Origin of the sequence: Pseudomonas sp. B6(2017), from assembly GCF_002112765.1 — a bacterium.
GTDB classification, from domain to species: Bacteria; Pseudomonadota; Gammaproteobacteria; order Pseudomonadales; family Pseudomonadaceae; genus Aquipseudomonas; species Aquipseudomonas piscis.
This window is the reverse complement of the sequence record NZ_NEIQ01000028.1, coordinates 49,345-63,543: the sequence shown is the minus strand read 5'-3', so window position 1 is coordinate 63,543 and position 14,199 is coordinate 49,345. Positions and strand designations below refer to the sequence as shown.

At 57.7% G+C, this 14,199-nt stretch carries 16 protein-coding genes; 2 read left to right on the top strand and 14 right to left on the bottom strand.

Annotated features, from left to right (window positions below):
• Positions 1-37: 37 nt before the first annotated feature.
• The 7 genes from CAG11_RS33525 to CAG11_RS33715 form a co-directional block, all read right to left on the bottom strand.
• Positions 38-883 (bottom strand): hypothetical protein, encoded by an 846-nt coding sequence (locus CAG11_RS33525; RefSeq protein WP_143494853.1) that lies wholly within the window; start codon positions 881-883, stop codon positions 38-40.
• Positions 849-1,172 (bottom strand): hypothetical protein, encoded by a 324-nt coding sequence (locus CAG11_RS33520; protein ID WP_143494851.1) that lies wholly within the window; start codon positions 1,170-1,172, stop codon positions 849-851. The genes CAG11_RS33525 and CAG11_RS33520 overlap by 35 nt, the downstream gene beginning before the upstream one ends.
• On the bottom strand, positions 1,169-4,843 hold the full coding sequence (locus CAG11_RS31635; RefSeq protein WP_085600451.1) for a phage tail protein: 3,675 nt from the start codon (positions 4,841-4,843) through the stop codon (positions 1,169-1,171). The genes CAG11_RS33520 and CAG11_RS31635 overlap by 4 nt, the downstream gene beginning before the upstream one ends.
• 55 nt (positions 4,844-4,898) lie before the next feature.
• A complete protein-coding gene (locus CAG11_RS31630; protein ID WP_256578815.1) occupies positions 4,899-5,510 on the bottom strand; it encodes a tail assembly protein in 612 nt (203 codons plus the stop codon).
• A 39-nt stretch (positions 5,511-5,549) separates the two neighbouring features.
• Positions 5,550-5,972: a hypothetical protein gene (locus CAG11_RS31625; RefSeq protein ID WP_085600449.1), complete on the bottom strand. Its 423-nt coding sequence runs from the start codon at positions 5,970-5,972 to the stop codon at positions 5,550-5,552.
• Between the two features lie 130 nt (positions 5,973-6,102).
• Entirely contained in the window at positions 6,103-6,420 is a 318-nt protein-coding gene (locus CAG11_RS31620) for a hypothetical protein (RefSeq protein WP_143494848.1), read from the bottom strand.
• A gap of 164 nt (positions 6,421-6,584) precedes the next feature.
• Positions 6,585-6,737 (bottom strand): hypothetical protein, encoded by a 153-nt coding sequence (locus tag CAG11_RS33715; protein ID WP_158091454.1) that lies wholly within the window; start codon positions 6,735-6,737, stop codon positions 6,585-6,587.
• 249 nt (positions 6,738-6,986) lie between these two features.
• Here CAG11_RS33715 and CAG11_RS31615 point away from each other — a divergent pair, with 249 nt between their 5' ends.
• Together CAG11_RS31615 and CAG11_RS31610 are read left to right on the top strand one after the other, a co-directional pair.
• Positions 6,987-7,232, top strand: coding sequence for a hypothetical protein (locus tag CAG11_RS31615; protein WP_085600445.1), 246 nt, complete (start codon positions 6,987-6,989; stop codon positions 7,230-7,232).
• A gap of 165 nt (positions 7,233-7,397) precedes the next feature.
• Positions 7,398-7,646, top strand: a complete 249-nt coding sequence (locus CAG11_RS31610; RefSeq protein ID WP_085600444.1) for a hypothetical protein — start codon at positions 7,398-7,400, stop codon at positions 7,644-7,646.
• Between the two features lie 101 nt (positions 7,647-7,747).
• Here CAG11_RS31610 and CAG11_RS31605 read toward each other — a convergent pair whose 3' ends face one another.
• From CAG11_RS31605 to CAG11_RS31575, 7 genes are all read right to left on the bottom strand, one after another.
• The gene (locus CAG11_RS31605; RefSeq protein ID WP_085600443.1) at positions 7,748-8,554 is read right to left on the bottom strand and encodes a C40 family peptidase; all 807 of its coding nucleotides are present in this window, start codon (positions 8,552-8,554) and stop codon (positions 7,748-7,750) included.
• Positions 8,555-8,556: 2 nt separating this feature from the next.
• Entirely contained in the window at positions 8,557-9,306 is a 750-nt protein-coding gene (locus CAG11_RS31600) for a phage minor tail protein L (RefSeq protein ID WP_085600441.1), read from the bottom strand.
• 9 nt (positions 9,307-9,315) lie between these two features.
• Positions 9,316-9,654 carry a phage tail protein gene (locus tag CAG11_RS31595; RefSeq protein ID WP_053138299.1) on the bottom strand — a complete coding sequence of 113 codons (339 nt, stop codon included), beginning with the start codon at positions 9,652-9,654 and terminating at the stop codon, positions 9,316-9,318.
• Positions 9,654-12,842, bottom strand: a complete 3,189-nt coding sequence (locus CAG11_RS31590; RefSeq protein WP_085600440.1) for a phage tail tape measure protein — start codon at positions 12,840-12,842, stop codon at positions 9,654-9,656. The genes CAG11_RS31595 and CAG11_RS31590 overlap by 1 nt, the downstream gene beginning before the upstream one ends.
• Positions 12,839-13,090, bottom strand: a complete 252-nt coding sequence (locus CAG11_RS31585; RefSeq protein ID WP_085600438.1) for a DUF1799 domain-containing protein — start codon at positions 13,088-13,090, stop codon at positions 12,839-12,841. Before CAG11_RS31585 ends, CAG11_RS31590 begins: the two co-directional genes overlap by 4 nt.
• 65 nt (positions 13,091-13,155) lie before the next feature.
• Positions 13,156-13,536 carry a phage tail assembly chaperone gene (locus CAG11_RS31580; RefSeq protein WP_085600436.1) on the bottom strand — a complete coding sequence of 127 codons (381 nt, stop codon included), beginning with the start codon at positions 13,534-13,536 and terminating at the stop codon, positions 13,156-13,158.
• Between the two features lie 3 nt (positions 13,537-13,539).
• On the bottom strand, positions 13,540-14,193 hold the full coding sequence (locus tag CAG11_RS31575) for a phage tail protein (protein ID WP_085600434.1): 654 nt from the start codon (positions 14,191-14,193) through the stop codon (positions 13,540-13,542).
• Between the last annotated feature and the right edge of the window lie 6 nt (positions 14,194-14,199).

Sequence of the window (14,199 nt, the reverse complement as noted above, 5' to 3'; positions counted from 1 at the left end):
CCGAGTTCAATGTTCTTGCGTGCCATGGCTTCTCCAACTAGCGGGGAGGATCAAAAGGATATTGATATTCAGAGACATCAATATAAGGACATTGAGGAATACGATCAGTAGCAGTCCCCCAAGTACTCTGCGGAGTGCCTGGATAACCATTGATTTTGCCGTAGGTTGACTCAGGGGAAGTCCACATATTATGTACGACCATGCCTTCTAGACCGTAACAACCTTCGTGCAAACCGCCACGCATGATGTCGTTACCTGCTGGTAATGGGTTTTGAAAAAAGCATCCCCTGCTCCATGGGATATATGCGGCGTACGTCTTGCCTGGGTTGAGCTGGTGTATGTACCCATATTCAGGGTAGCCACCAAGATAACTACCACCAACGTCGTACTGAGGAACAACTACCCTAAAGTAGCCACCACGGCCAAATGGTGTTCCCCATTGGTTTTCGGCTTGTGGTGGTGGAGGTGCCGTAGAGGTACCAATAATATTTAGAGGCTGCTGTAGACTGTTGAACGTGAAAGATCCATCTTTAGCCCTTGTTTTAAGTGCCGGCCCTGTAAAAATTGGCGCCATTAAGTCAAAACAATAAACCTTAATATCGGCTACTTGCCCGGCAAAATAGAAAACCGTGCTATCTCCCTCTTTTGAGATAATTGGTTGATTGCACGCACCCGTTACGAAAACAATAGGACTTATCGCATTCTTGACCACGAATTTATAGATATTATCGTAGTAGATATGAGGGCCTCCGGCTGGCTGGATGCGCCTCCAAGCCTCAGCAAACTCCACCGGACCGCTCTTGATCAAGCCATAAATAGACTTTGACGTATCGTACAGGATGCTGCCATCAGGATTCCTGGCGATTAATGCTGCTGTAGCCATTAAAGTATCCGTAATAGATTCGACAATTGATCGGAAAACCGCTAGGCAAACGATACTGCCAAGTAATCAGGTCATTTGTGAGCGTCACGCCAGGCGGCTTACCAGCCGAACGCACGCTAGGTTCAAGCGGGGCAATGGTATAGAAATAGCTCTTGCCTGCTGGCATGGTTATAGATGCAGACCCATTCTCTTTGTTTGTAGTAACAAAGCCAACGCACTGACTAAGGTACTTAGTCATATCTGACGTGATATTGCCGGACTGATCTTTTGTAACAAGTCCGGCGCTCATGATGCGTCAACGCTCAAATCGATAGCTTTAACGCCGTTCGGGTAGTAGATATAAATCCCGCTATTATTAATCATCAGTTTATTCCCCCCTCCAACTTGCCCCATCATCTGGAAAGTTCCGTCTGGCAAAAATGCCCAGCCCGAAACGTCTTTCACGTAGTTACTTGAGGTCAGGTTACTGCCGATTTTGAGCATGTCGATCGAGCCGTTCTTAATGAATGCCGACTTCATGAAAACCTGGCCGCCCTCAACCGCAAACGGAACGCTCCCGCCCTGCTGAATTGCGAACATATCCGCGTCAATTACGAACTTCGACTGCACCACGCCGTTGGGGCCGTTCTCAATACTCAGGGCAATACCTGCGAACTTGTACTCGCCGCTTCCAGAGTTGTACTGCAGGCGCACGGACCACATTTGCGAGAACTTGCCGTTGGCCTCCTGCGCGACGCGCAGCCCCTCGTCGGCCTTCAGCGACACTCCGTTGAGATTTGTCTCAACTGTGCTTGTGCGCTGCGCTACAGCGCCCACCGCATCAACCCTGGCCTTTGTTTCGTCACGGATGGCCGCGGTGTTCTGGCCAACCTTGGCGTCAACCTGGGTGATTCTTTCGCCCAGGGCAGAATCAGCCGTAACCATTGCGGTGGTCAGGTCTGTGACGCGCGCATTTGCCTTGCCGAGATCGGCCTCGACAATGTCCGTGCGCTTGGCCTGGACGTAGTCGCCTTCTGCGACGGCGGACCAGACCGACCACACGCCGGCGTAACCGGTATCCTGGCCCACCAGTTCGCCGCTATCACCAGCCATGGGCGGGTTGAGCTGTACAAAGACCCCGTCCACCTTCTCCGACACAGCCTTGACCTTGCCGTCGATGTTTGTGATCTGTTGCGTCAGGTTGTGCACGTCGCCAGCCAAGGCATTGGCTTCTTCGAGGATCGTCCCGACGTCCTTCCAGTACTGCGCGTTTGGCGGTTGGGTGCCAGCTGGTACCGGGCCGAGGGCCTGGTACAGGTTCTGCCCCTGCCGCACGATCTCGCCCTTGCTGTAGGTCTTCGCAGGGTCCCAGGCCAGTGCGTCGGTGTACTGCTTGATCAGGTCCTTGATCGCTTCCAGGCGCTCGTTGATAGAGCCGGGGCCGTCGCCGCTGATCTTGTCGATCTCCTCCTTGAGGTGCTGGCCCAGGCTGGACTCATCGATCTTGCCTTTGATGTAGTCGAGGATCAGATCGGCATCGGAGCTGGCCTGACCGCGAACCCCGTTAACAGCCGGGTAGAACGGTCCGACGTTGCCGGTGCGGTCCACTAGGCGAGCCCAGAAGAAGAACGTTGCACCAGCAGCCAGGCCCTGCAGCAGAAAGTCAGACTGCGGATAAGCCAGGTCCGAGAGCTTGGCGGCATGCTCCAGGCTGTTGCCAGCGCCGTACCAGATTTCCGTCCGCTGGGTATCCTCGGCGCCAGCAGGGAATCCCCACTTCAGCTTGATGCCGAACAACTCGCTGGAGGCGTTCAGGTACGCCACCGCAGGCGGCACACCATCCTTGCCCTTGAGCTGGGTCAGATCGGAGCTTTTCCATGTCGAGGAGATCTCGAAGGCGCTCACTGCACGTACTCGGGCGAGATAGGCACCAGCGTAGATTCCCGTCACATCCACGCTGGTGGATCCTGTACGTTGCAGCTTGATCCAGTTGCCGCTGTCCTTGCGCCATTCCACGTCGTAACCGACAGCGCCGGATACCGCGGGCCAGGCAATCGTCATCGTGCTGACAGCCAAGCCTTGATCGATGGCGTAATCGGAAGACAGAGCCACGCTCGTCGGCGCCGGAACAGTAGTCACCGGAATGATGCTGATGGGCCGTTCTTCCAGGCGAGCCCCGGTGTCGATCGATGCGTATTTGCTGGGCTCATACTGCAGGGCGCTAATTTCGTAGTCACCTTCCGGCGTTCGTGCAGTTCGAAGCACGCGATACAGCGGAATGGCCAGATCATCAGCATCGAGGGCCCACTGCAGGTCCTTGGCGGGAGATTCGCTATAGGCTGTGGTCACCGTGACCTGACGCCCCTTGACGCTCTGTACCGTGCGTCCCTCAGCCCTGCCAGCGGGCAGGTTGATGATCAGCCGATCGCCGGCCTTCGCCTGGGTGTCGCGGTCCAGCGTCACCACGCGACCAGCCGCTGCCGCGATTCGTCCGCCCACCTCCCGGCCCGCCAGCAGCGAATCGGCAACCGGGATGATGAAGCCAGGCAATGGAATCTGCCCTTCCATCCCGGTTTTGAAAGTAACTGTCCGGTCCTGGTTGTTGCTCAGGATTGCCCACTTGGCGCGGCGCTGGGCTTCACTGGCCCGGGTGCAGCCGATTGCGCTGATCTCGGTAGGCTTGTCGCCAAACCGGCGTTGTAGCGGAATGTCGGCATAAGGAATGACGTCGGTGTCGTAGTTGTTGGCTGGATTGTCGTAGCTCACCAGGCAGCGGGTGTAACGGGTCTTGGCCGATGCGCTGCCGTAGGAAAACTTGCCATCCACCACATTCGAGCGGGTGAACACATAGTCGATGTCCTGGGCCCGAGGCATATCGGCCTGCATGACGAGTTGGCCCTGGGCCCAGCAGGTCATGCCGCGATAGATGCCGGCGATATCCCGCAGCAGCGACCAGGCATCGGCCTTGCCTTGCAGGTTCATGTCGCAAAGGAAACGCGGCTCCTGGCCGCCAAGGCCGTTGGAAACCAGCTGATCGCAGTATTGCGCGATCCGGTAGAGCTCCCACTTGTCGACCATCCAGCTCTTGATGCGCTTGCCCAGGCCGAAGCGGTTTTCGGTGCAAATGCCGAAGGTGATCCAGGCAGGGTTGTTGGTCCAGGCCTGCTTCATCGTTCCATCCCAGATCCCCGAGTAGGTCCTGGCCACCGGATCGTAGTTGCTGGGCACCTGCCACTTGCGGGCTTTGCACTTCACGGTGACGGCAGGAATGTTGGTGAACTGCTCGGCGTCGAACTCGATGTAGAGCAGTGCGGTATTCGGGTACCGGATCTTGGCGTCGATCACCTGCGTGTAACCGGCGATCAACATGGTGTCGGCTACTTTGTTGGTGTTCTGGTTCGGGGTAATACGGCGTACCCGGATCTGCCAGCCCGACGTCGCAGACGGCAGGTCAATTCGGCGAGAGCGCTCGTAGCGAGAGGTGCTCTTGCCGTCGACGGCCTCGGCCAGGACCTGCTGATAGGCGCCACCGTCGGTGGCCACATCGATCGCGTATTCGATTCGGTAGCCGTTAACATTGCCCTCGTTGTCCTGGGCCTGCAGCGCCGGCCAAGCCATCCGCACCCGTACCGCCGAAAGCTGGGTGTTGCTGATCGACTGCACCCACGGCGCACCGCTGCGCAGCTCGATGTTCAGCGAGGTTTCATTCTCGACCGAGGGAATGCCTGGGATGTAGTCCTGGTCCACAGAACCCGGCCGCCACTCCCACTTCACATTGGTGAAGTTGTAGGAGCCGCTGGCATCCTGGATTGGCGTGTTATCCAGGTAGATGTCGCGTGCTGTTGGGGTACCCTCAAACTCGCCCTCACCTACTGCAATTAGGATCTTGGCCAGGTTGGTCGAGCGCAGGCTATCAGCAGCCTCGTATGGCATTTTCGGCTTTTTCTGACCACCCTTTGCGCCGTGGATCTCGACGTCCATCTTTCCTCCAGGCATAAAAAAACCGCCTCAAGGCGGCCGTTTGACGTTGTGGTGTTTAAGCTTTGTCTTCCGCGTATATCGAGGCAGAAATGATCGCCCCGCCCCACCGGCGTTCACCGATGCATATAGGGACCGGGTTGCCACTCGCGGTGGTGTTCTTGGCACTGCCGAAGGCGTAGGAAGGCATGTTCTCGGGAGAGGCGCTTTGCTTGAGACCGCCTTGCTGGGGGCTGAGCATTTGGATCACGCCGCCGGCGACCAAGCCGATACCTGCGCCAATCAGCGGCGCACCAAAAGGAGTAGCGGAGAAAACAGCCCCTACAACGATTAAGACCGCGCCAACAACTGTTTGAAGAATTCCGCTCCGTTTACTACCCACCACTACAGGAGCTATGCGGATATCGCCGGCTCCGGAGTAACACAGCTCCTTTTCGCCGATGTTGTGCTTGTCGCGAAAAATCGCAAACTCTAGCCCTCGCGCTTGAGCGCTCGATAGAAATCGTTCGAAGCCAGGAATCTGGACGCACAGGGCCTTGATGGCCTCGGCTGGGGATCTCACTGCAAGCCTGAAGGTTTTGCCGAATTGCCTCAGTTGCCCATACAGACGGATAGTGGTCATAGGCTGGTAGTCAATCACTGATGTCTTCACTGCTTTTTCTCCGCGCATAAAAAAGCCGCCTGATGGCGGCTTCGAGTGTTCCTAATTTCAGTTGTAGTCGACATAAGGACCGATGTAGAAACCGCCTATGTCGCCACTGATCCTGTACAAAGTTTCTTTCCCTGGCGTCACAGTGGCTGCGATGGTGCGGATCGCTGCACCAGAACACAGACCCGACCCTGCCAATCCGGCCCCGAGGTTCGGCGAGCCCGGCGAAAGGTAAAATGTAGCTCGCTGCCCGGTACCTATTTTCGCGGCTTTACGACCGTCTATATAGACGACAATGTCACAGCCCGATCCGACAGCACCTGAATCGCGCACAACCGTGATTTGCCCGCTATCACCAGATGGCGGCGACTGGAACGCATATACCTCATCTGCTGGTACAGGCTGGGCATCGCGCACTGAAATAGCCGTGGAAGCACACCCCGTCAAAACTGCAAAAGCCACGGCCGCTATCAGAATTCGCATGTCGGTCCCTCTATATGGTTTGAGGGCAATCTACCATTGCAGAACACGCGCATCAAAACGCCACATTAGCGGCCTCCAGATTGACAATCTGGTACTAGCTGCAGCTAAACCCGTCCATGGTCAATGCACCTCACCGAGCCCCGTCAGCAGACACACTCATCATTCCCGGTTCATTGGTGGAAACCTCTACCAGAACCCTCCTCTTTTCAGAGTCGCAAGTGATCAGGACGTCCATGCCGTTGCTGTAAACGCGAACAGCCTTTTGGCCAGGCGCATCCGAGACCTTTTCTATGCGAGACGGACGAGAGTTCAGCTGGGCGATGATCTGAGCTTGTGCTTGCTCGCACCGACTGAAATCCATTGGCACCACGCTTGAATGGGTGTCGGCAGACGCCGCGAGCGGGTACGAAAGAAAAAGTAAGGCAACCGCAAAACATCCTTTACCCATGACCAGCCCCTCCATGCACATGATCAGTTACCTTGGCGATGCATACACCAGCGCCATACATATGCCTGGACCTGCAGCTTATCCTTTCGTTCAAGCTATTTGATGCTGCTGCGAAAGGGCTGGATCCAGATGCAAAAAGCCCAGCGCGGGGCTGGGCTTAGAAATCACTGCTGGCGGACTTCCCGAATGGTTGCGCCTGGATACTTCTCAAGAATCTTGCGCTCAGCGTCTCTCTGATCGGTACCGTTCTGCAGCACGTTACTCATACCACTGCCGCTTTTGGTTTTCAGACTGAAGACGAACGTTTTCACTGCCATGACACGACTCCTCCGCTGGTGAGAGAGGTGACTGTAGCATCGCCCCTGTCCGCCCATACAGCGAGGATGGAATGCCTGAAACGAAAAAGCCCAGCGTGTGGGCCAGGCTTTCTACCGTCTCACTTCTGCGCTGGTGAAAATCCCTACAACTGCTCCTGAGCGGTCATCCAGTGTGGATGGAATGCCAGTAACTGCGCAGACGTTCGGCATAGTAGCTTGGTGCCCTTTTACTCTCAATGGAGAAGCTAAATGGGTGCTGCTGATGATCTGAAAAAACGACTCGCTTTAGAGAATTCGATTGACTGCATAAAGATCTCAATAACCGAACAGTACCGCGCTGGCAGCGACATCACTGTAGTCAAACTGTCCCCCGACGATGTCGAAAATCTTGATGCAATCAAAGGTGCTCTTGAAGTAGAAGGTCGTAAATTCGAACTGAACGAGGCCGAAAACGAACTGAAAATCGACTCTACCAATTGCACTAGCGAAAGCTGATCCCAGATCGCTTAACTGTGAAGTAACCGAAGGTAAATCTTGCTTCAATTGCTTTTCTCGGTGTCAAGTCCGATAACAAAACAAAGGATTCCCCAGTCCTTCGCCTGCAAACCCAAGGACTGGGGTTGCGCCAGTTTCGGCGCGTTTATGACCTAGGAGGTCGATATGAGCGGAGCACCACCAGGATTCACAAGAAACGACGCCTTCAGTCTCGGGCTTATCAAAACGATCCAAGCACTAACTGCTGTGGTTTATCGAGACGCACCAGAGAGGGATAAGTTGGAATCCCAGCTCAAAATATATCTTCAGTTTGATACCGGCCTACCTGCCGATCTTCATGACTTCTACAAATCACCGATCGAGGGGGCGCTGCAAATTATTGATGAGATAAAGGCAGCACAACCGAAGGGCTGAGCTCTGTTTTCATCGCTTGAGCATTCAAGTAATTGAGTACAGCCTGCGCATTGTCGCGAATTACAGTTCCGACAATGCGCACTGTCCCATCATCAGTCACTTCAATCAGCTGATTCATAACTCTCTCCCGCGGCTGCGCCGCTTTCTGTGGTTGGTTGCGCATCTTTTTGCCTGAGAATCAGGCGTGTCCGGTCTAGCCATGGACCGCCGAAAATGATGATCTCGCTAGGCCGCCCGTACAGGTGATGCAGCAAGAATGGCCCTTTGCCGAACACCTTTGCATCCTCACCTGGTAGCACTGGATCTGTGCCGAGGTAAATCCCTGCATGGTTCGGGTGTGCAGTCCGGCCCACAGCCATAACGATCATGTCCCCACGTTGAGGCTGATCGACCTGGTAGAAGCCGGCAGCCTCATAGGCCTGCTCGTACAGGCTTGGGCCGGCGGCCTGCTCCCACCAGCCGTCCTCGCGGGCGTAGGGTGGGAAGTCCAGGCCCCACTCACGCTTGTACCAGTCGGCGCAAACTTGCCAGCAATCCCAGGCGCCGTGCACGAATGGCCGCCCCAGCAGCGGCGTTTCACCTATTGGCATCACGGCCCGCAGGTCGCCCTCCGGCCAGGACAGGATGTACCACGGCAGGCCGGTGGCCTCACACATGGCCAAGTCGCGCGGCGAAGGCCTGCTGGTGGCGTCCGGGTGCGAATGCACGATGCCGATCACCTCGCCCTGCTCCTCGGCTTCGGCGTACTGCTCCGGTGCGATGCGGAACTCCTCAGTCGGCTCAGTGGCCACGTTGGCGCAAGGGAAGTAGAGCTGCTTTCGGCCCACAGCCAGGATCAGCCCGCAGCACTCCCGCGGGTACTCAGCCGCAGCGTGCTTCTGCGCGGCAGCAAGGATGTGTTTGAGCATGGTCAGCTCCTCGCGATCAAGGAGACAGCGGGATACCCCCCGAATGGCAAGGCATTTCCTTCGCCAAACCTGCATTTGCAGCCGGTCGAAAGCAGCCCATTGCACTGGTCTTTTTCGGGATCATCGGTGGGGTTGCCGTCCATGTCGAAATAGCCTCCAGTCCACCCACAGTTCGGGCCCCGGTACCCGGCGGTCAAAGCCCAGTGGCAGAGCGTGGTCATCTGGCGGCCAATTGATTCCGATCCCACATCACCAGGACTGGCAAGTTCCCAGGTCACCGACTCTCCGTCCTCGTTCGTCTTCTGGTCGATGTACCAGACCTCTATGGCTTCCTGGGTAGGGTCAGCCTGAGGATTTCCGCCCTCGAAATTTGCGGCGTCCAGGAACTGGCCCAAGGTGTTGCGCATGGTCAGCTTGAACTCCAGCAGATCGTCGAACGCCAAGCACAAGGCCGTGATACGCCCGTTCACGTTGCCTACAGAGAGCTTGGGCCGAACAGCAGTACCATCGCCGTTTGCCTCAATGCCCTCGATCTGCATCGGCCAGGCACCGTACTCGTTGCCCTGCCACCAGATCGACTTGGCGGGCAGCTCATCCGCTGCGGCTCCGGCGGCGATCAGTTCCGCAGGCGTGTGCGGTATGGCGTGCCCGTGGAAGCGAAGGATATCCGCGCCATAGTCCGTACCGTCGAGCTCGAACAGCAACACCTCGCTGCCAGGCTCGAGAGTCTGGATATCACTAATCAGAGACATGGGATCCCCTTAGGGGTGAAAGGCCCGCTCGAAAGTGGCCGTGAGTTTGAACACTCCCCCACCCACAGGAACCGGTGTTGGGTTCTTGCAGGTGAACAGGCCTAGCTGGCCAAGGGGTGTAGTCCACAGAAAGGCTTTCGCCCCGGCGTGCCGGTCGAAAAAGGCCATGATGTCGGCCACCTTCGACTTCGAGCCGGTATAGGTGATCGGATAGGAGTCTTGCTTATTGTTGGGACCGTCCCCCACCACCTGCTTGTACCCGCCCCCAAACTGGGTTGATCGAGTTCGATATTCGATGGTGGGGGAATCCCCGTTCTGCGTTGGCCAGGTGAAGGTCTCTATCGCCATCACGCCCTCCCGTTGGTGAGTCGCCAGATGGATCCGCCAGGCTGTAGCGCCCGATTAATGGCTGTTTCCGCTTCGGTCTTGGCTGCTTGCTGGATGCTCTTCCCAATCTGGGCGGCGTCCTGTGGTGCCGTAGCGGCTCCTCCATCGCCGGAGGTCTGGACTGACACCGATACAGGGAAGTTGTAGGTATTGCCGCCGCCCTGGGCACCAGCGGCGCCAGCAAGCGCCCCAGAAGTCAGCGGAGTGACGCTACCGCCGTTAGCACCGGTCATCAGAAACGACCGCCCGCCCTCGCTGTAGAGTTCGGGGCCCAGTTCGTTCACCTCGTACAGAGAATTTGGGGACACGGGACCACCAGCGGCCCGGTACCCGGAGAAGTCGACACCGGTATATCCAGCCTGCGTTGAGCCGGCCGAGGCCGCCCCGCCACCGAAGTACGACCCAGCAGCCGATGCAGCCATGCCGAACAACGAACTGAGCGCAGAAGAGGCCGCCTGCCGCGCTGCGATCCGAGCCATGTCGGCAAGAACCGACTTTGTGAAGTCCGCAAACGAAAACTTACCAGTGGTAGCGAACTGCACGATCGCGTCTTCCATGGAGCCGAAGGCGTTGCTGAATAGGCTCTTGGTTTGGCCGGCAACATCCCGCGCTGACTCCAGGTAGTTCTGCCAGGCGGAAGAAGCTCCATTCGTCCAGTCGCCCTGGGCGGCCGTCATCTCGTCGTAGTTGCTGACAACGGTGTCGTGCAGCTTCTGCTGGCTGGCTTCCAGCGCCTGTAGCTTCTGCGTGTACTCATCAAGGCTCATGCCTCGGGAGCCATCGCCGTACTGGTTGGCCAGGTCCAGCTTCTGCTGGTTGATGCGGTCGTCGATCGCGTTCTGTTGGTTGGTCAGATCCCGCTGGCGATCACCCTGGCCAAGGCCGGCTGCAGCTCGCAGGCCCTGCTCACTCAGAGTATCGACTTGTTGCTGCAGGGCGCTGGTGTAGGTCTTGACCGCCAGCTCCTGCTTCTTCAGTCGGCCTTCTTCATTCTTGGCCAGCACGCTCAGCTCGGTGTCAGCATCTTGCTGAGCCTTGACCATGGCGGCGCGGGCATCGGCGATCTTCTGGTCTAGCTGGATGCGCTGGGCGGCGGAGGTGCTGGCCTTACCCTTGGCGGCCTCAAGTGCCGCAATCTCCGCCTCATAGGCCGCCGTGATCTCGTCCCGCTCATTGCCGATCATGGCCTCACGCTTGAGGAGGTAGTCGGCCTGAGAAACCAGTCCGGCCTTCTGCGCTGCGTCCAGTTCCTTCTGGGCGTTTTTGTACTCGGACAGGATGCCAGTGAGGGTGTTTTTCGAGGTATTGAAAACCGTTAGGTCGACGGCGCCGGCGGCAGTCTTCGAGTCCTTGAACTTGTCGTTGATGTTCGCAATGTTCTTATCAACAACAGCCTTGTCCAAGCGTTCGTCGTTGGGGTCAGTCTGGCGAATATCATCAAGCTGCTGGCGATACTCTTTCAGGGCCTCGTTGCGTTTCTGCTCATTGGTCCATGCTGACTTAGCAAGGGCATCAACTTTCGCCATGGCTTGCTGAGACGCAAGCTGGGCCTTCGCTTGCTCTTTCTCCCACTTGGCAATGTCTTCCTCAGCAGCTTTCTGGTCCTCCAGCATGTTGAGGCGATTCTGGTAGAAATCGACCATCACTTTCTTATTCTGGAAAGCGCCAATATCTCCAGCTTGCGCCCTGGCCAGATTACGCCGAGCCTGCTCGATATCGCTGCCGATATCCTGTCGGCCAACGTTCTTCAGGTTATCTGCAGCGCGGGCCACTGCGTTGTAGCCCTTCTCCCAGAAACTCAGGTTTTCCAGGATTCGCGGCGTCCGCTCATTGATTGCATCAGCGTACTGCTCAGTTGCCAGCTTTACGGCTCCAGCATGATCACCCTGCTCTTCCAGTGCGGCGATCTGCGAGTAAACCGAGGCCGTCAGGTAGTGATACTGCTCGTTCAGCGCTGCTGAGGCCTTCACCGGGTCGTCGGCCAACTTGGAGAACTCGGCGACTGTCTCGCTCACCGCTTTGCCCGTAGCCTCCTGCATTGACACGGCTGCCTGGGTGATGCCTGTGAAACTCTCGCCGGCAATCTTCCCGTTTTCGGCCAGCATTGCCAGTACCGCGGCCGCTTGCCCGGTTGTGCCTACCGTGGCACTGACCTGGCGCGCCATATCGCCCAACTGCCCGGCACTCACGCCCGCATAGTTTCCGGTAAGGATCAGCGATTTGTTGTAAGCATCCTGCTCTTCGCTGCCCTTGTAATAGGCATAGGCAAGAGTACCGATTGCGGCAGTTACAAGAGCGATAGGCGCCGCGAGCGCGAGAAGGCTTGCAGCACTCGCCCCGGCTCCAGCACCAAGCTGCGTAACTGCGCGAACACCACTCCCCCAATCCCCCGACTGCAGGGCATTGCTCAACTGCATGACGTTTTCCTGAGCCTGGCGGGTGCCGAGCTTCAATTTGTCGAATGCAGTTTCTGTTGCAGTCAGACCGGCTCGGTCCTTACCGATCTTGGCCAGGGCCTCGTTGTAGCGTTCGGCGCTGATCGCTCCGCGCTGAAACGCCTCATTCGCCGCCCTTTCCTGCGCCTCCAGCTTAGCCAGCTTCGCGTTCACCGGGTCAATGCTGTTGACTGTGCGCTTGAGTGCTTCGATCTGCCGGTTCTCGGCATCGATTAGGCGCTGCTTCTGCGCCGCCTCCTTCGCCTCGGCCTTCTCGATCTTGTCGAAGGATTTGCCGAGACGCTCCTGGTAGGCCTCCTGCTGCTCGATGGTGACCAGACCACCCTTGCGGGCACGCTCAAGCAGTCCCTCTGCCTGGACCAGCTTCTCCATGCTGTCGATGTTGCCGGTCATCGCCTTGTCGAGCTGGCTGATGATGGCGATTTCGCTGGCAGCGCTTGTCCCAGCCTTGCGGCTGGCGTCGACCTGGCGTTCTTTCGCACTGGTGGCCTTGTCGATGCCCTGGGCAGCCTCCGCCTCCGCTTGGCTGATTTTCTTGCCGGTGCTAGCTAGGCCCTCCCCTGCCTTGCCAAGATCATCGACGGCCTTCTCTGCCCCTTCGGCCGCGTCGACCAGTTTATCCAGGTCATCAGCAGCCTTGACCGCCTGAGACGACTCAACCTCAATGCCAAGCGAAGCGAAGGTAGTGGTCATTTGTTGTCTCTCTGTTCAGCCATGACGGCCAAGGCTTCAGCCTCCATCTGCCGGACGTCACTGAAAATATTTTGCCGGGAGCTGGCCGGCACGCCACACATTCGGATGACACTCGGCAGCGCTCCGTAGTCCAGGCCCGTCGCGCCACACGCCCCCACCCGCCACTGAGTGCTCATCGCTTCGAAGACAAGGAAGGCAGGCCAAACGTCCGGCCAAACCTCAACGTCCTGGCCGGTCAGATCACCCACCAGGAAGCCAAAGGTCTTGAGCTCTTCAGCAGATGGCCCCTGCTGATAGAGGGCGCGTGCGGCGCTTAGGAGTTTCCCAGGCGGGCCTGGTTGAAGGCTTCGGAGTACGTCGCGAGGACAGCGCTGGGCACCGAGAGAATCGAGGAGACCAGGAGACGGACGTTCTGGTCGTTGAACTCTTCCTTGAAATCCCAGCCAGCGACCACAGCCTTGACCTGGTCGACCTGCAAATCGATCTGGGCAGCGGTGAAAGCCATGAGGTCCATGTCATCAGCCTTGGCGACCAACGCCTTGTGGCGCTCACCCCACTCGGCGTAGAGCTCGGCCAGACCAGCCCTGTCCAGGTACTTGAATACGAACCCGACCTTCACCGGCTGACCGCCCAGTTGCGGGACCATCACGTCGGCCTTGAAGGTCGGATTCTGGATCAGTGAGAACTTGGCCATGGGTTACACCGAGGTCAGGTAGCGGGTCGGCTCGGACTGCAACGCCAAGCTCACGGTACGGGTCAGCAGATTGTTGCGAGATACCGCAGGCTGCTTAGAAAACGAGGTATAGGCCCCGTACAACAGCGTGTCATTGCCCGGCAGGTTGAGGCGTGCGGCCTGAACCTTCTTGCCCGAGTCAGCAGACATCAGGACCGAGTTGAAGGGCTGGGCCGGATCATCCGCGATGGTCAGCGTCATGCTCGCTGCCGATTTATCGGTCGGGATCTGCTTGCCCTGGTCATCCTCCAGAAACACCACATCGAGGTAGTTCTGTTCGCCGCCGGAGAACGCCAGATCCGTGACTTGAGGAATCAGCACCCAGCTGAGGATCTTCTTTATCAAGCCCGCACCATTGCCGGCCGGGAAAAGTTGCGTGTCGGTGGTGTCGATCCCTTCCAACGTAATCGCAGTGGCGGTTGCGGCCTTCACGCGAACCACCTTGTTGTCCAGCTTGCTCCAGCCCGAGGTCAGCAGCACGATGTCACCAACGTCCAGGTCGGCAGCCACCACAGAAGCGACTGCTTCGGCGGCATTGGTGATGGCAGTGAACGCCAGGGGTGGAGCGTAGGTAGCGGCGTGCTGGAAGGTACCGCCGTTAGGAATTTTGTATCCCATTGGGTT